This is a genomic window from Bradyrhizobium sp. USDA 3240 (assembly GCF_054063295.1).
This window is the reverse complement of sequence record NZ_JBSSGD010000002.1, coordinates 4907923-4931659: the sequence shown is the minus strand read 5'-3', so window position 1 is coordinate 4931659 and position 23737 is coordinate 4907923. Positions and strand designations below refer to the sequence as shown.

Annotated in this window: 20 protein-coding genes and 1 pseudogene; 6 read left to right on the top strand and 15 right to left on the bottom strand. The window is 63.6% G+C overall.

All coding sequences use genetic code 11. The features are described 5' to 3' along the window. Window positions 1–36: 36 nt before the first annotated feature. The 3 genes from ACVIGA_RS23955 to ACVIGA_RS23945 form a co-directional block, all read right to left on the bottom strand. On the bottom strand, window positions 37–906 hold the full coding sequence (locus ACVIGA_RS23955) for a tripartite tricarboxylate transporter substrate-binding protein (RefSeq protein WP_456670876.1): 870 nt from the start codon (window positions 904–906) through the stop codon (window positions 37–39). A gap of 125 nt (window positions 907–1031) precedes the next feature. Further along, window positions 1032–1961, bottom strand: coding sequence for a LysR substrate-binding domain-containing protein (locus ACVIGA_RS23950; protein WP_223974593.1), 930 nt, complete (start codon window positions 1959–1961; stop codon window positions 1032–1034). Window positions 1962–1985: 24 nt separating this feature from the next. After that, window positions 1986–3302 (bottom strand): dicarboxylate/amino acid:cation symporter, encoded by a 1317-nt coding sequence (locus tag ACVIGA_RS23945; protein ID WP_456668224.1) that lies wholly within the window; start codon window positions 3300–3302, stop codon window positions 1986–1988. Window positions 3303–3591: 289 nt separating this feature from the next. Between ACVIGA_RS23945 and ACVIGA_RS23940 the strand changes: the two genes are divergently transcribed. The 4 genes from ACVIGA_RS23940 to ACVIGA_RS23925 all read left to right on the top strand — a co-directional run bounded on the left by ACVIGA_RS23940 (window position 3592) and on the right by ACVIGA_RS23925 (window position 7943). Then, complete coding sequence (locus tag ACVIGA_RS23940; RefSeq protein WP_456668223.1) at window positions 3592–4734, top strand: FAD-dependent monooxygenase; 1143 nt, start codon at window positions 3592–3594, stop codon at window positions 4732–4734. Window positions 4735–4757: 23 nt separating this feature from the next. Next, on the top strand, window positions 4758–5156 hold the full coding sequence (locus ACVIGA_RS23935; RefSeq protein ID WP_028341542.1) for a carboxymuconolactone decarboxylase family protein: 399 nt from the start codon (window positions 4758–4760) through the stop codon (window positions 5154–5156). Beyond that, complete coding sequence (locus ACVIGA_RS23930) at window positions 5146–5997, top strand: alpha/beta fold hydrolase (protein ID WP_456668222.1); 852 nt, start codon at window positions 5146–5148, stop codon at window positions 5995–5997. The genes ACVIGA_RS23935 and ACVIGA_RS23930 overlap by 11 nt, the downstream gene beginning before the upstream one ends. A 287-nt stretch (window positions 5998–6284) precedes the next feature. Then, complete coding sequence (locus tag ACVIGA_RS23925; RefSeq protein ID WP_456668221.1) at window positions 6285–7943, top strand: alkaline phosphatase family protein; 1659 nt, start codon at window positions 6285–6287, stop codon at window positions 7941–7943. 140 nt (window positions 7944–8083) lie between these two features. Here the strand turns inward: ACVIGA_RS23925 and ACVIGA_RS23920 are convergent, their stop codons facing one another. The 8 genes and pseudogenes from ACVIGA_RS23920 to ACVIGA_RS23885 form a co-directional block, all read right to left on the bottom strand. Then, entirely contained in the window at window positions 8084–9970 is a 1887-nt protein-coding gene (locus ACVIGA_RS23920; protein WP_456668220.1) for a spermidine synthase, read from the bottom strand. After that, entirely contained in the window at window positions 9971–10348 is a 378-nt protein-coding gene (locus ACVIGA_RS23915; protein WP_456668219.1) for a hypothetical protein, read from the bottom strand. 129 nt (window positions 10349–10477) lie between these two features. Then, on the bottom strand, window positions 10478–11725 hold the full coding sequence (locus ACVIGA_RS23910; protein WP_456668218.1) for an ABC transporter substrate-binding protein: 1248 nt from the start codon (window positions 11723–11725) through the stop codon (window positions 10478–10480). A 44-nt stretch (window positions 11726–11769) separates the two neighbouring features. Beyond that, window positions 11770–12645 carry a VOC family protein gene (locus tag ACVIGA_RS23905; RefSeq protein WP_456668217.1) on the bottom strand — a complete coding sequence of 292 codons (876 nt, stop codon included), beginning with the start codon at window positions 12643–12645 and terminating at the stop codon, window positions 11770–11772. Next, window positions 12642–13844 carry an FAD-dependent monooxygenase gene (locus tag ACVIGA_RS23900; protein WP_456670875.1) on the bottom strand — a complete coding sequence of 401 codons (1203 nt, stop codon included), beginning with the start codon at window positions 13842–13844 and terminating at the stop codon, window positions 12642–12644. Before ACVIGA_RS23900 ends, ACVIGA_RS23905 begins: the two co-directional genes overlap by 4 nt. Continuing rightward, a complete protein-coding gene (locus ACVIGA_RS23895) occupies window positions 13841–14203 on the bottom strand; it encodes an aromatic-ring hydroxylase C-terminal domain-containing protein (protein WP_456670874.1) in 363 nt (120 codons plus the stop codon). The genes ACVIGA_RS23900 and ACVIGA_RS23895 overlap by 4 nt, the downstream gene beginning before the upstream one ends. 253 nt (window positions 14204–14456) lie before the next feature. Beyond that, window positions 14457–15419, bottom strand: a pseudogene (locus ACVIGA_RS23890) (FAD-dependent monooxygenase); the annotation flags it as partial. 235 nt (window positions 15420–15654) lie between these two features. Beyond that, window positions 15655–16533 (bottom strand): fumarylacetoacetate hydrolase family protein, encoded by an 879-nt coding sequence (locus ACVIGA_RS23885; protein ID WP_456668216.1) that lies wholly within the window; start codon window positions 16531–16533, stop codon window positions 15655–15657. A gap of 125 nt (window positions 16534–16658) precedes the next feature. On the opposite strand from ACVIGA_RS23885, the gene ACVIGA_RS23880 reads away from it, so the two are divergent. Continuing rightward, window positions 16659–17375: a GntR family transcriptional regulator gene (locus ACVIGA_RS23880; protein ID WP_456668215.1), complete on the top strand. Its 717-nt coding sequence runs from the start codon at window positions 16659–16661 to the stop codon at window positions 17373–17375. Window positions 17376–17551: 176 nt separating this feature from the next. Then, window positions 17552–18415 carry an AraC family transcriptional regulator gene (locus tag ACVIGA_RS23875; protein ID WP_456668214.1) on the top strand — a complete coding sequence of 288 codons (864 nt, stop codon included), beginning with the start codon at window positions 17552–17554 and terminating at the stop codon, window positions 18413–18415. A gap of 46 nt (window positions 18416–18461) precedes the next feature. Here ACVIGA_RS23875 and ACVIGA_RS23870 read toward each other — a convergent pair whose 3' ends face one another. The 4 genes from ACVIGA_RS23870 to ACVIGA_RS23855 form a co-directional block, all read right to left on the bottom strand. Beyond that, the gene (locus ACVIGA_RS23870) at window positions 18462–19694 is read right to left on the bottom strand and encodes an ABC transporter substrate-binding protein (protein ID WP_456668213.1); all 1233 of its coding nucleotides are present in this window, start codon (window positions 19692–19694) and stop codon (window positions 18462–18464) included. 123 nt (window positions 19695–19817) lie between these two features. Continuing rightward, window positions 19818–21689 carry an AMP-dependent synthetase/ligase gene (locus ACVIGA_RS23865; protein WP_456668212.1) on the bottom strand — a complete coding sequence of 624 codons (1872 nt, stop codon included), beginning with the start codon at window positions 21687–21689 and terminating at the stop codon, window positions 19818–19820. Between the two features lies 1 nt (window position 21690). Then, window positions 21691–22470, bottom strand: a complete 780-nt coding sequence (locus ACVIGA_RS23860; protein ID WP_456668211.1) for an enoyl-CoA hydratase/isomerase family protein — start codon at window positions 22468–22470, stop codon at window positions 21691–21693. A gap of 27 nt (window positions 22471–22497) precedes the next feature. After that, window positions 22498–23628 carry an LLM class flavin-dependent oxidoreductase gene (locus tag ACVIGA_RS23855; RefSeq protein WP_456668210.1) on the bottom strand — a complete coding sequence of 377 codons (1131 nt, stop codon included), beginning with the start codon at window positions 23626–23628 and terminating at the stop codon, window positions 22498–22500. Window positions 23629–23737 lie beyond the last annotated feature (109 nt).

The window sequence follows — 23737 nt, the reverse complement described above, 5'->3', positions numbered from 1 at the left end:
CTCCCGGATCGGGGCTCATCAAAAACACGTGTCAAATCAGATGATCCACCATTTCTCGACCTCGGCGGCCTGATGGTCGCGCAGCGCGGTGGGGGTCTGCCTGTCCGGTGACGGGATCTCCTGCCCGAGTTCCGCGAAGCGTTGCCGGACGACGGGCTCGGCGAGCGCCGACATCACCGCCTTCGACAGAACAGACACGATATCGGCCGGCGTGCCCTTCGGCGCCCAGATGCCATGCCAGTACGCAATATAGAGACCCGGCAATCCGGCCTCGTCGACCGTCGGAATCTCGGCTGCCGATGCGAGCCGCGATGATGCGGTCACCGCAAAAGCCTTCACGGTCCCGCTCTTCACCTGCGGCAGCGAGTTGGAGGCCTGATCGAACATAATGTCGATATGCCCGGCCATCAGATCGTTCAGCGCTGGACCGGCGCCGCGATACGGCACGAACGAGAAGTCGGTCGTTGTCAGCTGCTGGAAGAACACGCCCGCGACATGCGCGCCCGAACCCGGGCCCGCCGTGCCGGCGGTGGCCTTGTCGCCATTGGCCTTGAGCCAGGCGATCAGCTCCTTCAGATTCTTCGCCGGCAGATCGGGCCGACCGATGATGAGCTGCGGTCCGCTCGCGATCAGTGCAATCGGTGCGAATTCGCGCACGTCATATTGCAGCTGATAGATCGCGCCGTTGAGGCAATGCGTGCCCCAATGCCCGATCGTGATCGTGGTGCCGTCCGGCGCCGCGCGCGAGGCGCGCAGGCCCGCGACAGTGCCGGAGGCGCCCGTGACATTCTCGATAATGACGGGATGGCCGAGGGTATTGCGCATGTATTCGGCGAGGATCCGCGCCAGCACGTCGGTCGGTCCACCTGCGGCGAACGGCACGATCATCGTGATCGGGCGCGCCATGGTTTCGGCGCGCGCGCCGTGGGAGGCAAACGGCAATGTCGCCGCGCCGAGCGCGAGTTGCAGGAATGGCCGGCGAGAGATGTTGGGCATGTGCGTTCCCCCTCGTCTGTCATAGAGCCGCTCGCCTAGAAGCTCCAGCCCTTCGACGTGGCCCAGTCCAGCATGAATTGCTCGGTCTCGCGCCCGGCGTCGGCGAGCCATGCGGTGAAGTCGGCGATGGCGCCGGCGCTTTCATTGTCGGCGAGATAGAACGAACGGTACTCGCGCTTGCGCAGGCCGAGGTCGCCGAACGGAAGACAGAGCTGGCCCGCTATCAACTCGTCGATCACGAGGAACAGCGGAAACAGCCCGATGCCGATGCGATCGATGGTCGCCTGCAGCGCGAAGAACATCTGCTCGAACCGCAGTGTCTCCTGATCCGCACTCATCTCGCCGCCGGCCTGGGCGAGCCAGCGCGACCAATCGTAGGGCTCGGTCAGATAGGTGATGAGGGTGTGATGCCGCAAATCATCGGGGGTGGCGAGCCGCCCGCGGGTCAGCAGGTCGACATGGCAGACCGGCGCGATCAGCTCGGTCATGAAGTGCTGCGACATCCAGCCGACCGGTTCGCCGACATTGCCGCGGATCGCGACGTCGAACGAACGGTCATTGACGTTGAGCGGCCCGATCGAGGTGAGCAGCCGCAACTCGACATCGGCGCGCATGCGCTGGAACGACGCGATGCGGCGGATCAGCCAGCGCATCGCGAATGTCGGCGGCGCGCTGACCCGCAGCACCGACGGCGAGCCGTACGCCTTCATGTCCATCGAGGCGAGCGCAAGCCGATCGAGGATCGCCGTGACCTCGCGATAGTAGATCTGCCCGGCCGCGGTCAGCGTTAGTTGCGAGGGAGCGCGGCGAAACAGCTTGACGCCGAACCAGTCCTCGAGAAGCGCGACCTGGCGGCTGACGGCGCCGTGGGTGACGAGCAGCTCTTCAGCGGCCTTGGTGAAGCTGACATGCCGCGCGGCCGCCTCGAATGTCCGCACCGCGTTGAGCGGTGGCAACTTTCTCATGATCCTGTTGCATCTCCGGAGAACTCAGGAGGATAGCGTGGAGGCGTCCGGATTGTCGAGGGCGCGGACGAACTGCACGCGGTCGAGATCACCTTCCCAGTGCGCCACCACCACGGTCGCCACCGCCGTGCCGATAAAGTTGGTCAGCGCACGCGCTTCCGACATGAAGCGGTCGATGCCGAGCAGCAGTGCGATGCTTGCCACCGGAACGTGGCCGATCGACCCCAGCGTTGCGGCGAGCACGATGAAGCCGCTGCCCGGCACGGCGGCCGCGCCCTTCGACGTCAAGAGGCAGACCACCACGAGACCGATCTGCTGGCCGAGCGACATCGGCGTATCGGTGGCCTGCGCAAGGAACACGCTGGCCATAGTGAGATAGATGCAGGTGCCGTCGAGATTGAACGTATAGCCGGTCGGGATCACGAGGCCGACGGTGGATTCCGCGCAGCCGGCGGCCTTCATCTTGTCGATGAAGCGCGGCATCACCGATTCCGAGCCTGACAGGCCGAGCACCAGCAGCAGCTCTTCGCGGAGATAACGGATCAGCTTGAAGATGCTGAAGCCGGCAAGCCGCGACACGATGCCGAGCCCGACGATCACGAACAGCAGGCAGGTGAGATAGAATACCAGCATGAAGTGCGATAGTGCGACGATCGAGCCGACGCCGTACCTGCCAATGGTGAAGGCCATGGCGCCGAACGCGCCGATCGGCGCGATCCGCATGATCATGCCGATCAGGATGAAGAGGATGTTCGACAGTCTCTCGATCGCCTGCAGCACCGGCTTGCCGCGTTCGCCATAGCGTTGCAGGGCGATGCCGAACAGCACCGCGAAGAACAGCACCTGGAGCGTATCGCCGCTGGTGAACGCGCCTCCGACCGTCGACGGAATGACGTTCATCAGGAAGCCGACCACGGTCTGCTCGTGCGACTGCGTCACGTAGGAGGCGATGAGCCGGGAATCCAGCGAAGCCGCCGAGACGTGCATGCCGACCCCGGGGCGCGCCAGGTTGATGACAACAAGGCCGATGATCAGCGCCGCTGTCGTGGCGATCTCGAAATAGACAAGGGTTTTGACGCCGATCCGTCCAGCCTTGCGCATGTCGCCGAGGCTCGCAATGCCGTGCACCACGGTGAGGAAGACGATCGGCGCGATCGCCATCTTGATCATCTTGATCAGGGCGTCACCGAGCGGCTTCAGCGCCGCGCCGACATCCGGCCAGAGATAGCCGACGAGGACGCCGAGCGCGATGCCGATCAGCACCTGGACATAGAGACGCGCATGCCACGGCGTCGCGACAGCGTCGAGACGGGCGGCGCCGTCATTGGTGATCGTGGACATGGGCGTCGATCCTCGGGAGTCTTTGATGTTGGCCGCGCGGGAGAGATCATCGGCAGGCGCCAATGCGGCAGCGGGGACGTTGGCGGGCGATTGGCTGAAGCGCAAACGAGTTAAGCTCAGGCAGCGTGACCTCAGCTCACAGGCCGGCGACGGCGGGACGCGGTTGACGGCGCACCGCGTGAGCCCACCTCACGCTCCGTCAGCATTACTCGTTTGCGGGCGCATCCCGCTTTGACCGACAACGGCAGGGAAGCCGGTGGTCAGCCGGCGCAAGCTGTGAGGAACCACAATGAGCAGACTTTCGGTGGCGGTGATCGGCGCCGGCATGGGCGGACTTGCCTCCGCCGCGGCGCTGAGCCGCGCAGGGGTTGACGTGACGGTGTACGAACAGGCCCAGCGCTTCACGCGGCTCGGTGCCGGCATCCAGATCGGCTGCAACGCCATGAAGGTGATGCGGGCCTGGGACCTCGAGCCGATGCTGCGCCGCGAGGCGTTCTATCCGAGGTCCTGGAACAACAAGGAATACGACACCGGCGAGGTGCGCTTCGACATGGTGTTCGGCCCCGCCGCCGAGGAGCGCTATGGCGCGCCCTATCTGCTCGGGCATCGCGGTGATCTGCATGCGGCGCTCGCCAGCGCCGTGCCGGAGAATCTCGTTCGCCTCGACCACAAGCTATCCGCAATCGAGCAACGCGCGGACCGCTCGGTGGCGCTGACATTTGCCAACGGTCACAGCACGACGGTCGACGCCGTGGTGGCGGCCGACGGCGTGCATTCCTTCGTCAAGGAGCGGCTGTTCGGCCGCGACGAGCCGAACTTCACCGGCCGCATCGCCTATCGCACCGTATTCCCGGCAGCGCTGCTCAACGGCTATCCGATCGACGACTGCACCAAATGGTGGGGGCCGGATCGCCACATCGTCATCTATTACGTCAAGCCGGACCGTAGCGAGGTCTACTTCGTGACCAGCCAGCCGGAGCCCGGCTTCACCGTGGAATCCTGGTCGGCCACCGGCGACGTCGTCGAATTACGCAAGGCGTTCGAAGGCTTTCATCCCCAGGTCCGCCATGTGCTCGAATCCTGCCCGTCGGTGCACAAATGGGCGCTGGTCGACCGCGACCCGCTGCCGCGCTGGAGCGAGGGCAACATCACGCTGCTCGGCGACGCCTGCCATCCGATGACGCCGTACATGGCGCAGGGCGCGGCGATGGCGATCGAGGATGCCGCGGTGCTGTCGCGCTGCCTCAGGGGCGTCGATCGCGACGGCGTCTCGGAGGCCTTCCGCCGCTTCGAGGCAACGCGCAAGCCGAGAGCCTCGCGTGTGCAGGCGAGCTCGCGCACCAACACGTGGCTGAAGAACCCGACCGATCCCGACTGGGTCTACGGCTACGACGCCTGGACCACGCCGCTCGCCGAGCCGGCGCTGGCCTGACCTCAATTCAATCGGAGAAGACCATGACCGACGCAAACCCCCGCGGCGAGAAGTTCGAACGCGGGCTGCAAACCCGCCGCACCGTGCTCGGCGATGCCTATGTCGAGCGATCGCTGAAGGCAGCCGACGATTTCAACTGGCCGATCCAGAAGCTCGCGACCGAATATTGCTGGGACGAGATATGGAATCGCCCAGACCTCGACAAGCGCAGCCGCAGCCTGCTCAACCTCGGCATGATCGCGGCGCTGAACCGGCCGCACGAGCTCAAGGTGCATATCCGCGGCGCACTCAACAACGGACTGAGCAAGGCCGAGCTGCGCGAAGTGTTCCTGCAGATCGCGGTGTATTGCGGCATGCCCGCCGGCCTCGACAGCTTCCGCATCGCCAAGGACGTGTTCGCGGAGATGGGCCTTGTCGACTGATCCGGCTCCGATCGTATCGGCCGCATGGCAGAGCTTTGTTCGGCACGATGTGCCGTCGCCGGCCGGACGGCTCAGCGTCCGCGTCGGTGGCTCCGAGCGTGGCGCGCCGGTGCTGCTGTGCCATTCGATCCTGACCAGCAGTGCGATCTGGCATCGCGAAGCGCTCGCACTCGCTGCCCGCGGCCATCGCGTGCTCGCGCTCGACAGCAGGGGTCACGGACAATCCGAGGCGCCGCGCGGCCCCTATGCCATGGACGATCTGGTCGCGGATGCGATCGCGGTGCTCGATCATTTCGGTATCAGCCAAGTGCACGTGATCGGCGTCTCCCAGGGCGGCATGACCGCCTTCGGTCTCGGCGTGCGCCATCCCGACCGCCTCCTCAGCCTGTGCGTGATCGCGGCACGGGCGGATGCGCCGCCGCCCTTCGCCGCCGCCTGGGACGACCGCATCGCGCTGGTGCAAGCGCAAGGTATCGCGCCGTTGGCGGCGCCGACCGCCGAGCGCTGGTTCGGACGCGCTTTTCTCGCGGCGCATCCGGCGATCAATACAATGCTGCTCGATTGCATCAACGAGACCGCCCCTGAAGGCTTCATCGGCTGCGCCCGTGCGATCCAGTCCCTCGCCTATCTCGACGGCGTGAAGAAAATGCAGGTGCCGCTGACGATGATCGTCGGCGCAAACGACCAGCTCTTGGTGCAGCCGATGACGGAACTCGCGGCGATGCTTGGGTGCCGGCTGGCGATCATTGCCGACGCCGGACATCTGCCGCAGGTCGATCACCCGGACGAGGTCGACGCCGTGATCGAACGGCATTTGCGCGACGTCGCTCGATCTGAATGACTCGCGGCCGCCTCCCAGCGAAAATATCGAAAACAACCCCATGCAAAGTACCAGGCGGGCCGCCGCACCTGTGACGTGAACGGCACGAGCTAGCCGTTGCGCGGCCTCGCCCCGCCGGCGCGCAACCCCACCTTGGGCAAATCCAGCGATCATCGGATGCCGGTCAGCCCCGACCACAGTCATCGAACTCGCAAGAAAGCGTCATCCCACCGTCAATTGACCGCGACAAGTTGTCGCGGCCAGCGCAGGCGATTCCAAACTTACCGAAAAATCAAAGGGGCGAACTCATGAGTGGCTTTCGTGACTATTTCCTGTCAACCGCCGCGATCGCGGCAGCCATGCTGGCCTGCGGCGTCGCCGTCGCGCAAGCGGATGACGACAACGACCATTCGCAGCGACACGGCTACAAGCACGTCCTGCTGATCAGCGTCGACGGCATGCACGCCGTCGATCTGAAGCGTTGGGTCGAAAGCCGCCCCGGCGGCAACTTCGCCGAGCTCACCGGAAAGGGCGTCGTCTATCCAAACGCTTTGACCACCGCGCCATCCGACAGCTTTCCCGGCATGCTCGCGCAGGTGACGGGCGCCACGCCGAAGGGCGGCGGCCTGTTCTACGACGACAGCTATGACCGCACCGAATATCCGGCCAAAGCCTTCTATACCAGCCAGGGCCTTAGCGACCCCGGGTGCGTGGGCCCGGCGGGAACCGAGCTCACCAACTTCGAAGCGCTCGACAAGACCTACAATTACTCCAGCGGGTTGGTCGCCGATTACACCGCGGGCGGCACGCTGGGTCAGGTCTACACCCAGCTCGATCCGGACCACATGCAGCGCAAGCTGGTGAACGGCCAGTGCGTGCCGGTCTATCCCCACGACTACGTGCGCACCAACACGGTCTTCGAAGTCATCAAGGAGGCCGGCATGCGCACGGCCTGGTCCGACAAGCATCCGGCCTATGAGGACCTCGCGGGCCCGTCGGGCAAGGGCCTCGACGAGCTCTTCACGCCGGAGATCAACTCGCAGGACACCATCGATCCCGGCGCCCAGCCCGGCGACGACTACACCACGAGCTACACCGGCGTCCGCTCCTACGACTCGCTGAAGGTGAAGGCGGTGTTGAACTGGATCGACGGCTATGACGGCTCGCGAACCCAGCGCCAGGCGGTGCCCGCGATTTTCGGCATGAACTTCCAGGCGGTCAGCGTCGGTCAGAAGCTCGCCAAGGCCGGCCACGCCGATGCCGACAAATCGCTCGTCGGCGGCTATGCCGACGGCAAGGCGACGCCCGGTAATGCGCTCACGCTGCAATTCCAGTTCGTGGACGACGCGCTCGGCAAGTTCGTCAACGAGCTCAAGACACAAAATCTCTACGATTCGACGCTGATCATCGTCAGCGCCAAGCACGGCCAGTCACCGATCGACGTCAAGGACCGCGTGGCGATCTCCGACGCGCTGTACAGCAAGGCGCCCGGTTTCGGCACCAACGGCTTCGAGATTTGCGATGACGAGGCGCTGGTGTGGTTGTCGCCGGAGCTGCAGCAGGCGACCAATCCGGCGACCGGCCATCCCTACTACGCGGATGCCAAGGCCTACATCCTCGCCCACGCCGCCGATTTGCATATCCAGAAGCTGCTCGACCGCGACGAACTGACCAGGCTCTATGAAGATCCGTTCCACAACAGCCGGGTGCCGGACTTCATCGCCATCACCGATCATGGCGTCATCTGCACGGGCGGCAGCAAGCTCGCCGAGCATGGCGGCTTCTCCAAGGACGATCGCAACGTGCTGCTACTGCTCTCGTCGCCGCACATCAAGCATGCGAGGGTCGTCGAGGAGACGGCTTTCACCACCCAGATCGCGCCGACGATCCTTCGTGCGCTCGACCTCAATCCGCGCAGCCTCCAGGCGGTGCGTGAGGAAGGTGTCGAGGCCTTGAAGATCAAGTGAAGCCGCAAGGAGCACTGGCTCCAGCGGCGCAACGCACCAAACGGCTTGCACCAGTACACCGTGACCGGGCAAGCCGAGCGGCCTGGCTCACACATCGGCGCCCCTATCGCGGGGCGCCGATGCTGTTTGTCATGAGCGCGTCAGGAGCCGAACTTCGCCCGCAGCATGGGGCCAAGGAGATTCGAGTAATCGTCCGTCCAGAGTGCGCTGGCCGGATCCGGCGACATGGCGGCCCAATGCCGGGCCGCCTCGCCCGCATCCTCTGGCGTGCGCGCAAACATCACCACCCGGGACGCCGTCCTGAGCGTGGTCATGACGTCGCCGGCGGGATGCCCTTCCTTGAAGAGTGCGATCAACCCCTGGGACTGCGCGATATTCGCCATGATCGGCGCGAGATCGAGATGGCGGTTGGAGATATGAACGAGAACGACCCCGTGCGTCGCCAGCCTCGACACGTAGCCGGCGATCGCTTCACGCGTCAGCAGGTGGACCGGAATGCTGTCGGACGAGAAGGCGTCCAGCACGATCAGGTCGTAGCGATCGAGTGACGCCTGCAGTGTGAGACGCGCATCGCCGAGCACGAGGCCGGCCTTCGGCGCGCAGCGCGACAGGAAAGTGAAGAGGGTTGGATTGCTCGCGATCCGGATCACCTCGGGATCGATCTCGAAGAACGTCCAGTTCTCTGCACCGCGACGGAGGCAGGCGAGCGTGCCGGTGCCGAGACCGACGACCGCAACTCGTTCGAAGCTGCTGCGGGCACTGCGTGCCGCCGCAACCCCTTCAGCCAGCGGGCTGCCTGGATAGTAGTAACTCTGAGGCTGAGGCGTTCCGACGACTGGCGTACCGTCGTCGTTCCGCAACCGCTCCGCGCCATGCATCGTGTTGCCGTGGTACAGCAGCCGCGCGCGGCCATCCGCGAGGTCGACCACGGTATGGACCCCGAAGAAGCTGCGCGCGGTCTCGATCGGGGCCATGCCCGGACGCCAGAACGTCGTCAGCATCAGGCCGGCGACCGCCAACCCCGCAAATGACACCGGCCGCTGGCGCAAAAATATCATGCCGGCCGCAAGCAGGACCAGCAAGGCACTGAACGGCAGCTCGAAGGAGGCCGGCAGCTGCAGTTGCGTCACGTACCAGACCATGGCGAACGCGATCGCCACCGCCAGCCATGGCAACGCCGTGATCAGCGTCTGGCGCACACCGCCTGCGAACATGCCGGGCAGCGCCAGCAATGCGAGCGCGATCAGGATCGGATATTCGTAATTGCCGGAGAATATCTGCGGCGCCAGCAGTCCCGCGAAGGCGCCGCCCAGCACACCGCCGAACGAGGTGCACAGGAAGAACTCGGTCAAGCGTTGCGGGTGCGGACGCCGGGCATAGAGCTCGCCATGACAGAGCAGCGCCAACAGCGTGAACACGACGAGGTGGAGCACGATCGTCGTGACCCAGAACACCTTGGCGCCGACCAGACTGATCGCAAGGGGGGCCACGGCGAACGGAACGAGACGCACCACGGTCGCGTGGCTGATCCACGGCCGGTCGCGGAACACGACAACGAAGGTGAACAGATAGAGCGCCAGCGGAATAACCCAGAGAAAGGGCGCTGCCGCGACGTCGGTCGTCAGGTGCGCGGTCACCGCGATGACCAGCCCGGACGGAATGGCCGCAAGCGCGATCCACTGCAGCCTGTCGGCCACGCTGACGACCGATGTCTCCGGCGTCGGCGTCACCTTCACGGCACCGTTGCCTCGTCCGAGCACGAAGGCAACCGCTGTGACGAGCAGCGCGAGGACTGCAAAGCCGAACGACCAGATACTCGTCTGCATATTCAGCGCCAGCAGTGGCTCGACAACGGCGGGATAGGCAAACAGGGCCGCGAACGAGCCAAGATTCGATGCGGCATAGAGCACATAGGGATTGTCGGCATCGCGATGGCCGCTTCCGGCGAACCAGCTCTGCAGCAAGGGCGCGCTCGCCGACAATGCAAAGAACGGCAGGCCGATTGACGCAGCGAACAGTCCGAACAATCAGAGCGCGGTTCCATCGGCGGGCGGCGCACCCCAATTGGGCGCGATCGCAATCGGCAAGGTCATGGCCGTGACGGCGAGCAGGAGCAGGTGGACGAGGCCCGCGCGCTGCGGCCCGAACAACCGGCCGAGCAGATGTGCATAGGCATAGCCGGCGAGCAGGACGGCCTGGAAGAACACCATCGCCACCGACCAAACCGAAGGCGCGCCGCCGAGCTTCGGCAGCACCATTTTCGCGAACATCGGCTGAATCAGGAACAGCAGCAACGCGGATACAAACACCGTCGCCACGCTGAGGAACGGCAGCAGGCGCGTATCATCGGCAGAACGCGATACCACCGGAAGCGTGCGATCCGGCGCGTTCTCAAAAAGTGACATTCGTTGGCCCTTGCAATCTTTGCTTGCAAGGTAGTTAGCCGCGCCTAAGCAAGGGTTAATCGCAGTTCAGGGAGCGCGTATCGGCGACGGAGCAACAGTTTTGCCTATCGAACCTCCGCCGGTGCCCTGTCACCTCTTGTCCAGCGTCCCCTCAACACCGGAGCCAAATCGCACCCAGTTCTGCCCATCGAACTTCTGCAATTGCATTCGCTCGATCGGATAGTGGTCGCTTGGCGATGTCGTCAACGCAATATCCGGAAGCAGCATGTCGAGGTGAGCCCCGTTCAAAGCCTCGGCCTGCCGCATGACGTTGGCGCGCGTCAGGTCATCCCCGCATTGCTTGAGCACGTCGACCAGCGCCTGCGCAGCGTTGTATCCATAAACCACGTAAGAGTTGTCTTTGTCCTCGCCCGGCATGTGCTCGGCCATGAAATCGGAGAATCTCTTCAAGCCGGGGTCGTCCTTCCAGGCCGCATCCGCGGGGTCCTTGCTGTAACCTGCGGTGATGATGTCCCTGGCGTTCTCGAGGCCGGCGGGCTTCAGCACGGCGCTGATCGACTGCGAGTTTCCATGCAGGATCTGCACCGGCTTCCAACCGATCTCTGCGGCTTTCTTGATGGCCTGGGCCGCGAATTTCGCGGAGGCGAAATTGACGAAGATGCTCGCGCCTGAGAATTTCAGCTTCACAAGCTCGGAATCGATCGTCGGTGCGCTCGTCTCATACGTGACCTCGGCGACGATGTTGCCGGCCGCTTCGCCAAGACCGTCTTTCAAGCCCTTGGTGTTGTCTCGTCCGAAGTCGTCATTGGACGACAGCACGGCAATCTTTCCGTTGGGATAGTTTTCGCGCAGGTATTTCCCATAGATGCGCGTTTCGCTCTGGTAGCTCGGCTGGAAGCCCATCGACCAGGGATATGCCTTGTGGTCGCCGAACACGGTTGCGCCCGCCGCGATGAACAGCTGCGGCACCTTTTTGGCGTTGACATATTTGATGACCGACATGGTGGTCGGCGTACCGAGCTGATTGAAGAGCAGCAGCATCTCGTCGCTCTCGATCAACTTGCGGGTCTGCTCGACGGTCTTCGGGGGACTATAGGCATCATCATAGGAGATGAACTCGATCTTGCGGCCGTTGACCCCGCCCCGATCGTTGATCATCTTGAAGTAGGCGGCTTCCGTCCTGGCGATGATGCCGTTCGAGGACAGCGGTCCACTATAAGGAGCCGTGTTGCCGATCTTGATCGCTGTATCGGATGCGCCGGTATCGTAGCGCTTCTCCTCGTGAGCCGAGCCTGGCGCCGCAACGGCCAAGCCGATAGCGATCGTCAGCGCGACACCCAAACAAGCGGATCTCGCCTCGTGCGCGTGCCGTGGCATCTGCTTCCTCGCGATTTGGTTTTCGATCGGCAATCGGCCGGGCGCTACGCCGTCTTCAGGTCGAATTCGAAACGGGTTCCCCACGTCGTCAGCTGATCGATCGTCCAGACGCGCGGACGTTGCGGAAATGCCTGGTGCCACGGCCGCGGCTCGAAAATATCGAGTTCTGGAACGAGCACGTCCATGTCGGAGTAGAGCTCGATCAGAAAGCGGCTGGGGTCGTAGTGATAGGAGGCGAGGTTGTGGCCCGCGGTGTGCCGCGACGGGCCCCAAAGCATCGGATGGCCTGTCGTCGCGAGGAAATCCGCCGCATCGTGATGCGCGGTGCGGCTGCGCAGCTCAAAGGCGAGATGATGAACACGGGCCTCCGGTGCCGCGATGATATTGAGCACGTGATGATCGTGGTTGCAGGTCAGGAACGTGGCTATTCCCTCGAACCAATCGGTCGCACGAAACCCGATCGCCGAACAGAATTTGATCAGCTTGTCCGCCTCCGGCGCCATCAGGGCGACATGTCCGAGCCGTGTCGGAATGACGCCCGAGGTGCGGAAGCCGGAACCGGGCATCGCCATCTCCGGCACGAGGTGAAGCGTGTGCCCGGCAACGACGACCTCCACCAGATCCGGAACGCCCGGCCGCACGTCGCTCTTTCTTTCCGCAGAAAGTCCGAGATCGCGCAACGAGCGGATGGTCTCGTCGACCGCCTCCTGGCCGATCCTGAGGCCCAGCGCGGTGAGGCGTTTTTCAGATGCCGGCTTGATCGTGATGTTGTGGTGATCGACACCGAGGCTGAAATAAATGCGGCCGTCGGAGCCGCGCTCGGTCGGAGTTGCGCCGATCACTTGATCATAATAGGCGAACTCCTGCTCAGCGGCAGGCGTATCGAGATCGACATAGGCGATTTGGAAAGCGCGAGTCATGGTTTTTCCTCCAGCGTCGCCGCGACGGCTTCTGCGTCGTAGCCATAAAGTCTGTTCATTGCCTCAGGACTGCCGCGCACGCCGCGCGTGGCGAGGACGTGGTCCCTTTCGAGCTGCTGCGGTCCATCAGGCATGTGGAAGGTCGTAGAATTGGCGCGGGATCTCTCCTGCACCTCAGTCGCACGCGGCTTGCGCAAGGTGACGTAGGCCCGGAACGCGGACGGAATGTCGAAGGCTGTGTGTTTCAGGCAGGCCGCCAGCGCCGCGCCGTCCTCGATCGCCTGTGCGGCACCTTGTGCCATGAACGGCAGCATGGGATGACAGGCGTCCCCGAGCAGCGCGATCCGCCCCTGCGTCCATTCCGGAAACGGATTGCGATCGAACAGCGCCCATTTGAATGTCTCGTCGACCGCGTTGAGGATCGTCGCAAGCTGCGGATGCCACCCTTCATAGATCTTCACGGCATCGGAGATCGAACCACGGTCGGACCACTGCTCCCGCGTCCACGTCGCCGCTTCGCTCACCGCGACAAAATTCAGAAAGCGCCCGGCGCCGACGAAGTAGTGCACAAAATGTCCACCCGGCCCCACCCAGTTCGTGACATCGAGCGGCAGGTCGAGATGCGCGACACGTTCGGCCGGCGCGAGCCCCCGATACGCGATCTGCCCCGAGAACCTCGGCTTTTCCTCGCCGAACAGACACTCACGAACCCTGGAGTGGATTCCGTCCGCCCCGATCAGCAGATCGCCGCGCGCGGACGTGCCATCGTCAAAATGCGCGGTCACGCCGCTGTCGTCTTGCTCGACATCGATCAGACGGCGTCCGAGCTTGATCTCCTTGCGGCCGAACGCGTCCGCCAGGAGGGCGATGAGGTCCGCCCGGTGGAAGTGGTAGTAGGGCGAACCGTAGCGGTGCTCGAGGACGTCGCCCAATTCCTCGCGCCCCAGCACACGGCCGTCCTGCCAGCGACGAAACACCACCGCGGCGGGACGCACGGCGGCGTGCGCCATGGCATCGCCAAGCCCGTAGCGACGCAGCAGCCGGGAGGCATTGGGGCTGATCTGGATGCCTGCGCCGACCTCACGTTGCGCCATGGTCTGCTCGAACAGGGAAACCTCGAGACCAGCCCGGCGCAGCGCAATGGCGGCGGCCGTGCCGCCGATGCCGGCGCCGATCACGAGGGCATGCAGCGGCTTCACCGCTCGCCTCCCCAGCCGAGAGCGGTTGCGAGGATCGCGTCGGCATTGGGCGCCTTGCCGCCCGTGCCGCGCCACGCGATGTGATGGTCGGGGCGCACCAGCAGCATGTCCCGGCCATAGACGCCCTTCAGATCGGGCTCGTCGAGTTGCAGGATCGACAGCGGGATCCGTCGTCGCGCCGCGGCATCGACGAAGGGTGACAGGCCGGCGCCGCGGAAATCGATCAGCGTGAAGTGCGTACCGAGCCGATCGTACAGCGCCGTCCCGTCCTTGAGATACGTGCTGGGCAGACGGGCACCGAGGCGTGGTCGTCGGCTTGTAAACGACCGGATCGAACGGAAACGGCGCGGCCGCCCCATCGGCGACGATCGGCGAGCCCTCATAGACAAAGCCATGCTCGATCCCGAAACATTCGTTCTCTGCGTTGCCGAGTCTCGCAAGCTCCGCACCGACTTCGGCGCGCCGCACGGGATCTTCGCTGTTGTCGCCTTGCAGCAGGTTTCCGTAGGCTTCGGCAATCTGCATCCGCACCTGCATGTGGCGGCCGGACGCGTCGCGATTTCGTGCGGCGACGGGGCGCCGCTCGACTTCGTACGAGGCAAGGAGACCGGGCCCGCCGAAACCTTGCAGCGTTGCAGCCAGTTTCCAGCCGAGGTCGATGGCGTCGCCGACCCCGGAGTTCATCCCATAGCCGCCGGTCGGGATGAACTGATGCGCGGAGTCGCCGGCGAGCAGGACGCGTCCCTTGCCATAGGATTCGGCGACAAGGAGATGAGGCGTCCAGGCATTGGCGACCAGGATCTCGAAAGCAAACGGCCGGCCGGCATAGGCCTCGACGAGCGCGCGTGGATCGAGCTTGCTCGCATCCTGCCCGGGGAGCACGGGAACATGCACGGTCCAGATATCATCATCATTCTGGGCGATCATGGTTCCAAGCGGCGACTGGTAGTGCCAGGCGACGCCCCAGCGCTGCAACAGGTCGCGCTGGGTCGATCGGAAGTGGATCATGTAGAGCTCGCCGACGCGCGACTGCCCCTCCAGCGCGATATCCAGTCCCGCGCGAACGCGGCTGGAGCCGCCGTCGCAACCGATGAGGTACTGACAGCGGACCTGCTCTTGCGCGCCACTCCCCTGCTCTCGCAGTGTCGCGACGACGCCGTCGTCCTTCGCTTCGAAGCTTTCAAAGGCGACGCCGAACCGCACCTCGACTTCCGAACGGGCGTCGATCGCCTGCTTCAGAACAGGTTCGATCTCGACCTGCGAAACGCGCATCGGCGGTTCGAGCAGCTGGGTGCCGTCGTTCCTGGTTCGGCTATGCTTTCGAAACTCGCTCGGGGGCATGTATCGAAAGCGATGCAGCTCATATCCAGCAAGGCTCGTGATCCAGGAGACATCGAAGGGATGATCTTCCGCTACCGCGACCTTTCGCAACGCATCCGACAGGCCGAAGCGGCGGAACAGCTCCATGCTGCGGCTGTTGGTGATGTCCATCTTCGGGTGGCGGGTCGTCGTCGCATTCCGCTCGACCAGCATGGAGCGAATGCCGAAATGGGCCAGCACATTCGCAAGCGTCATCCCGACGGGACCGCCACCTGCAATCAAAACCGGAACCGATTTCATTGTTTCCTCCCATAAGGACCGGCGGCGGATTTTATGTTGTTGCCGCTCGCGCACCACGCCGGATCAAGATCTGGCCTGATCGACTCCCTCAAACCCAGGCACTGTGCGTATCGACCTTGGCCAGGCTTTCATCCTCCTGGCGATCGATACGACGTCCGTTCGCGGCCGCGCGCAGCGACGCCGGCGAAGGTCAGGCAGCTGCGCGTACCGCATCATCGCCCTCTTGCACGATCGGATTGCGGAGCACCCCCAATCCCTCGATCTCGATCTCGCACACGTCGCCGGGCTTCATGTAGAGCGGCGGCTTGCGGGCTGCGCCGACGCCGGACGGCGTGCCGGTCACGATCAGATCTCCCGGATACAACGTTATACCCTCGCTGATCAGCGCGACCAGTGTTGCGACATCGAAGATCAGGTCGGAGGTCGATGTCTTCTGCATCACCGTGCCGTTCAAGCGCGTCTCGAGCGTCAGGCCGCCGGCGCCGGGCGGAAGTTCGTCGGCCGTCACCAGCGCGGGTCCGAACGCGCCGGTGCCATCGAAGTTCTTGCCCATGGTCCATTGCGGCGTACGGAACTGATAATCCCGGATCGTGCCGTCATTGAAGATCGAATAACCGGCGACGTGATCGAGCGCCGCGGACTGCGGGATATGGCGGCCGCCGCGCCCGATGACGGCGACAAGCTCGCCTTCATAGTCGAGCGCTCCTGAAACCTTCGGCCGCACGATCGGCGCACCGTGGCCGACGAGGCTCGACGAGAACCGGCCGAACAGCGTGGGGTAGTCGGGCTGCTGGATGCTGCTTTCGGCGGTGTGGTCCGCGTAGTTCAACCCAACACAGATGATCTTGCCGGGTGAGGACAGCGGCGGAAGGAAGCTCACGGCTTCCGGATCGAGCGGCTCGCCCTTGAGAAGCGCCGCTGCGAGATCCTTCAACCCGTCATGCCCGCCGGCGAGGGCACGCTCGAGCCGGCCATGCGCTGCGCCGTCATCAAGTCCCCGATATCGACCGGCCGGATCGGCCACCGCGAGGCCCCGCCTCGCGTTTCTTTCGTAAGCGATGAACCGCATGGGGTGTTTCCTCCGTGTTCGTCTCCTCTAGCACATAAAATGCATATTACAAATAAAAATGCATTATTATGGAAGCGTGCATATTTTGAATGACTCGGATCACCCCTTTTGTTATGGCTAAGCTCATGGAATCACCGACGAGTCTGACCCACGGGGCCTATGCCAAGCTTCGCGCCCAATTGCTGGCGTGCCGCTTCGCGCCCGGAGAAAAGCTGAAGATCGACGATCTGTGCCGCCGCTTCGAGGTCGGCTCGAGCGCCGTGCGCGAGGCTCTGTCGCGGCTCGCATCAGAGGGCTTTGTGGTCAGCGAACCGCAACGCGGCTTCCGCGTGGCGCCGTTGTCCGTCGATGCGCTGAGCGACCTCACAAACGTTCGATGCAGCATCGAGGAACTGTGCCTTCGCGGCGCGATCGAGAAAGGCGGGATCGAGTGGCAGACGCAGGTGGTCGCTGCGCTGCATCGCCTGTCGCACACGCCGGTATGGGCAGATAAGGCCGCGCGGCGCTACAGCGAAGAATATGCGCGGGCGCACGAGATTTTTCATGAAGCGCTCGCAGCGGGATGCGGCAGCCCCTGGCTGCTTCATCTGCGCGCGACGCTTTACAATCACTCCGAACGCTACCGCGCGTTTTCCGGTCCTTTGTCCAAGGTGGACAGAGACCTGGACAGGGAACATCGGGAGATTGCCGAGGCCACCTTGGCGCGGGACAGCGAACGCGCCGTCACCCTGATGAACCAGCACCTGCAGACGACCACGAAGGTCATCCTCGATTCCGTATTGGCCGGCGAGCCGGCTCCGCAATCGGCAAAGGCCGAGGCCAGGCGACGCTCACCTGCCTGAAAGCCTGCCGCGCAAACGCGGCGCGCCGGTCTGACGCGGCATCGACGGCGGGGTCCGCATACGCGCATCGCTTTTCCGTGACGATCCTGCGCCGGAGCGCTATGATTTAGCGGAATCCTCCGCCGGCCCAATCGCCGCCCGCCAGACTGCAATTGCAGTCTCCACGAGTGAATTCGATGCAGAAGTCACCCGCGCTTGAAACGGATCAGGGCTTTGCCCGAATGAACGTGCCGGACGTTCGGATCAACTACGATCCGATCGATCCAGACCAGTTCGACCGGCCGATTGTCGCCATGTCCATCGAGACAGGTCAGGGGAATGAGGAACTGCCGCTCCATTCGCACAGAAAGGGCCAATTGGTGGTGGCCTCTCATGGATCGGTCATGTGCCGCGCGCCGGGAGGACTGTGGATCGTTCCGCCGCAGGGTGCGGTATGGATACCCGCCGGAGTCCTGCACAGCAACTGCATGTCGGAGGCGAAAAAGGTCTACGTCGTCTTCATCGATCCGCAAGCGAGCGCGCTTCCGACCACATGCTGCACTTTCACGATATCGTCGCTCGTCCGCGAACTGATCCATCGATTGTCAGTATTCCCGCCGCTGTATCCGATCGAGGGACCGACAAGCCGACTTGGGCGCGTCCTGCTCGACGAACTGGTCCAGATGTCGACCGAACAGATGTATCTGCCGATCTCCGCTGATAGCCGGCTTCAGCATCTGGCCGCATCTCTGCTCGATGATCCGGCCGACCGGAGTACGGTCGACGAGCTGGCCGCCCGATACGCCATGAGCGAGCGCACCTTCGCCCGGCTGGTGTTGAAGGAAACCGGAATGACATTCGGGCGCTGGCGACAGCGCCTCCACATCCTTGTCGCGCTCCAGCGACTATCGACCGGATCTTCCGTCCAGGCGGTCTCGCTCGATCTGGGCTATGAAACGCCGAGCGCCTTCATCACCATGTTCAAGAAGACAATGAGCAAGAGCCCTCGTCGCTTCCTCGCCGAGCGGTCGAGCTTCGTCAGCCATGAGCCGTTCGAATAGGCAGCAAGTTGCGGCTTCGGATCCTGAAGCCGCGACCGGCAATGCCTTATCGCGAATTAAACGGCACCAGCGGGTACTGAAGGGTTGCTTCGGCCACGGCTTGCGGCGCCACCACGCGGGGCTTGCCATTCTGTCCCTGCAGCAGCGTCACATCGCTTCCCATATTCTGACCGCTGGCATCGAACCTGATCCTGCCGCTGGACATCAGGATCGGCGTCATGTCGGTCGCCTTGAGCGCGGCATGGATAGCCGCCGATTCAGAAGAACCGGCGCGGCTCACGGCGTCCGCAACGATCTGCACGGCTTCGAACGCGCATCCTGAATTGGCGTCAAGCCAGTCGTTTGGATAGTCGGCTGCGAATTGCTTGAGGATCGCCGCGGCGTCGGGGGCCTTCGGGTTGGACCACAGCGTTGACAGGATCGCGCCGTCGCCGTATTTGCCCAATGCGTCGTAGTATGCCTTGTCTTGCACGCCATTCGAGTTCGGCGAGAAGATCAGCTTGGGATTCCACCCCTGCTTGACGCATTCCCGGATGATCATGATGGCATCGTTGACGCGCGTCACCGATATCAGCGCGTCGGCGCCCGAGGCTTTCGCCTTGGCCACCTCGACCGAGAGGTCCCTGGCCTTCTCGTCGTATGGGATGTACTGGGCGATCTTCAGAGGCACATCGACCTCCTTCCACGCCTGATCGATGCTGGCCGCGGTCGATTGCCCCATCGTGTTGTTGAGATGCATGATGGCCGCGCTCGTCGGCACATCCTTGAGCGGCGACAACAGCGACTTCAGTTCGATCAGGGACTTCCTGACGACCGTCAGCGACGTCGGATAATAGCGAAAGACCTGGGTGAAGCCCTGCGAAGTCACCTGGGTCGCGCTCGCGATATGCACCACCATCGGGACTTTCGCGGCCTCCGCGGCCTGCAATGCAGATATGGTTGCGCCCGAGTCCCAGGCTCCAATGAGCACCGTGCAGCCCTGCCGGATCAGGTTTTCGGCCGCAATTCGCCCGTTCTCTGGTCTGCTCTGCGTGTCGGCATGGATGATTTCCATGTCTATTCCGAACTTCTGCTTGGCGAACTTCGCGCCGGCGTCGATCCCGCGCACGCAGGCCTGGCCGGGAAACGCCAGAACGCCGCTGCTCGGATTGATCGCGCCGACCCGTACCTTGCCGGGGAGATTTGCCCTTGCCGGCCACGATACGAGCCCTGCGGCGGCGCCCACGCCACTGCCGAGCAATGCACGACGCGTCAGACCATTTTCGTTGCTAGTCTTCATGTGACGTTCCCCCTCAGTCGGCTGCATGAATATTGCGGCGATCAAAATCAAAAACTCGATGACGGGCGGCGCACGCGACACGCGCCGGGCGCGCGCCTCTCGCAGCAGGCGCGCCCGTTCAAATCACGTCTTCATCTCGGCCCTGACCAGATCGTCTTCACTCTCGTCGTAGAGTGTGTTGATCAACGACCGATATCTCTCGGTAATCTGCTTCCGGCGCTTCTTCCTGGTCGGCGTCATCACGCCATTCTCGGGAGACAGCTCTTCCGGCAAGATCCGGAACGCCTTGATCTGCTCGGCCCTGGCCAATTTGCTGTTGGCCTTGCCGATCTCGCCTTCGATCATCCGGACGACGATTTCGGAGTTCGCCAGATCCGCGTATTGCGCGATTTGAAGATCCCGCGATCTCGCCCACTCCATCGTCGCAACCGCGTCGACTTCGATCAGCGCGGTGAGATACTTCTTTCCTTCGCCGATCACCGCGGCTTCGGAAATGAACGGGCTGTGCCGGATTTCATTCTCGATCTGCGTCGGGCTGATGGATTTTCCGTTGGACGTGTTGATGATCTCTTTCTTTCGATCGACCAGCTTGAACAGGCCGGTGGGGCCGATATCGACGATGTCTCCGGTGTAAAGCCAACCATCGCGCAGCGCCGATTTCGTTTCCTCAGGCTTGTTCCAGTAGCCGACGAACAGCCCCGGTCCCCGGACGATCATCTCCCCGTCCTCGAGAACCGCCGTCTCCCAGGCCGCATCATGCACGGGCACGCCAACGGTGCCGGCTTCCGGCCATTCCGCCATCTGGACCAGATTGGCGCCGACCAGCTCGGTCTGGCCGTAGCATTCCTTCAACTGCAGTCCCCATAGCTGCCAGAGAGACATCAGCTCGGACGGCATCGCAGCCGACGACGTGTAGGTGACCGCCAGTTCTTCGAACCCGACTTCGGCCAGCAGCGGACGGAAGATCTGGTCCTGGCACACCGCGAACAGCGCCGATATCAGGGGATCCGGCGTGCCGCCGGCCTGGCGGTCGTCGAGCGCCTTGCGGGCGATCGTCATCGCGAACTGATAATCCTGCTTCTGCTTCGCCGATCCGGAGTGGACCTTGCTGAGGATCTGGGTGGCGAACCGCTGATAGAAGCGGGGCGGCGCCGTGAAGTAGGTCGGCTTCACCTCCTTGATGGTCTGGGCGAACTCCATGCTGGTCTCGCCGAAATGCGGCACCAACCGGGCCAGCAAAGGCAAGGTCGTCGCCTGCGCACGCGCCACCGTATGCGACATCGGCAGATGCACGACGACGCGATGGGTGTCGGAACGCATCCGCGGGCTGAACGTCGTCACGCTGTGCGCACCGGCGAGCAGCGACAGATGGGTCAGCATCGCGCCCTTCGGAAAGCCCGTGGTGCCGGATGTGTATCCGATGCTGACCAGATCGCTCGCCTTGGCTTGCGCGGCCTGCTTGCGAAGAAGGACATCGGCGTCGACCGAGATCCCCTCGCAAAAGGCTCCGAGCGAGACGACGTTCGCCGCTGCGCCCGCCCCAGCCCACGCCGGATCGAGCACGATGATCTTCCGCAACTTCTCGGCCTGGCCGGAGGCCAGGACGATGCCGAGCTGAAGCTCGCTGCCGACAAAGACGAAGGAGGTTCCGGAATCGCTGAGGTAATAGCCGACTTCCTCCGGCGACGAGGTGAAGTACACGCCGACCATGACGCCGCCGGCGCAGATCGTCGCCATGTCGGCCAGCAGCCATTCCTGGGACACGTCGCCCATGATGGCCGCACGATCACCGCGCTCGAATCCGGCCTGCTGCAGGGCGGCCGCCAAATTGGCCACCTGATCGGAATACTGCCGCCAGGTCACGGCGATCCATTCGCCGCAACGCTTTTGCTTGTAGGCGACGGCCTCGGGCCGCTCCGCCCTTCGCGCGCCCAGAAGCTGCGGGATGGTCACGTCGACGAGTTGAGCTCCCGATGTGATGGATTCGACGTCCATCTCACCGCTCCGCGAAGCGCTTCCGCTTTTCAGCGAAGGCGGCGACGGCCTCGCGCCGCTCGGGCAGTGCGAAGGTCAGCATCTCCAGCGCGGCCGAGGTGTCGAGCACCAGATGCGAGTACTGCTTGATGATCTTGTTGACGCTGTACTTGGTCCAGATGATCGATTCCCGCGGACCGCTTGCAAGCATCTCGGCGTATTCGATCGCCGCGTCCTTGACGTCCCTGCCCGAAATGACCTCGTTGATCATGCCCATGGCGGCGGCCTTTTCGGCGGAGATGAACTCGCCCGTCATCAGGTAGTGCTTCGCACGCACCGGCCCCATCAGCAGCGGCCAGATCACCGCGCCGCCGTCACCCGCAACCACGCCGGCCGTCACATGCGTATCGGCAAATCGCGCGGTCGGATTTGCGAAGATGACATCGCAGAACAGGGCAAGCGTCGCCCCAAGCCCAACGGCAACGCCGTTGACAGCGGCCACGATCGGCACCTCGACCTCGAGCATGTTGCGGATCAGATGGCGTCCGCTCCTGGTCGGCGACGGCAGCGGGCCCTTGTCGAGCGACTTCTGATCGCCGCCCGAACAGAAGCCTCGCCCCGCGCCGGTCAGCACGATCGCGCGGACGTTCTTGTCGTGATCCAGCTCGACGAAAACCCGCTCCAGCTCCTCGTGCATGTCCCAATTGATGGCGTTCAGGATCTCCGGCCGGTTCATCGTGAGAACGGCAACGCCGCTGGAGCGCTTCTCGACGATCAGATATTTGTAGCTGTGCTGTGACATTGGTTTCTCCGTCCTGCTGTCCTGGAACTACTTTTGCGGCCGCATCGCGCGGATCTTGTCGAGGATCTCCTCGGTGGGTCGCACAACGTTGTTTCTGTCGTTGAAGTGCGGGATCACGTAGCGACCGCACATTTCGATCGCCTCCATGATCTTCTCGTGGTTCACCGAATCGAGGTGAAGCAGGACTTCATCGATGCCCAATGCCTCGAATTTCTCGAGCTGACGGATGACGGTGTCCGGGCTCCCGCAAACGGTGGTCGCCGATTCGTTGAGCAGATAGTCCCAATCCTTTCCGGCGCGTTGCGCCGCCGGCTGGCTCTCGCTCATGTATGCGTAGTCACCGGAGAGCTTCGCCAGCCGGGGGTAAGCGTCGGTCGCTATCCGGGCGTAGTGCATCAGAGGCTCCGCGTAGTCTTCCTTCGCCTTCTGGTCCGTGGCACCGATGCCAAAGAAGATCGGAAGGCCGATGCGCGAGCGATCGAGCGGGCCAAGCTCGTCACGCTTCCAGGCGCGACGGTAGGTGTTGATCAGCTTGGCTTGATAGTCCCACCCTTGGTAGATGTTGCTGCTCAGCACGGCGAACCCCTCGGCGCCTGCCCAGCTATGGCTCCGTTCGCTTGTAGCAGCGATGCCGATCACTGGATGGGGCTTCTGAAGCGGCTTCGGAACCAGCATTCGCGGCGGAATCTGGTAATACTTGCCTTCGAAGGTGAAGATATCCTCGCGCATCGATTTCTTGAGCAGCGCGAGCCCTTCTTCCATTTGGGGGAGCGTTTCATTCGGGTCGACGTTGAAGGCGCGCATGGCGATGGTCGTGTTGGCGCGGCCGGCGTAGAACTCCATCCGGCCATGCGACAGAATATCGGTGACGGCCAGCCGCTCCGCCGAGCGCAGGGCGTGATTGATCTTCTGCGGCATCAAGGTGACCGCAGACCGCAGCTTCACGCGTGAGGTCACCGCAGCGAGATAGCCGTAAACCACCTCAGGGGCCGAGCTCGATATGCCGCCGAGCGCGACGTGCTGCTCGGACAGCGCGACGCAGTCGAACCCCATCTTTTCCGCGAGGCGCACCTCATCAACCAGCTCATGAAGCCGGCGTGCATAGCTCTGCCCGACCTGGGTTTCCTGCTCCGACCAGAACCCGAACGAAAGTGCCATCTTCTAAGTCCTCTGGAAGATTCGAGATGGCAGAGGATTTCATAGGCGCGGCAACATTTTCGTCCGAATGCTGGTGGCGGCTGCGTAGCTTTCCAAATTTTATGCTGTC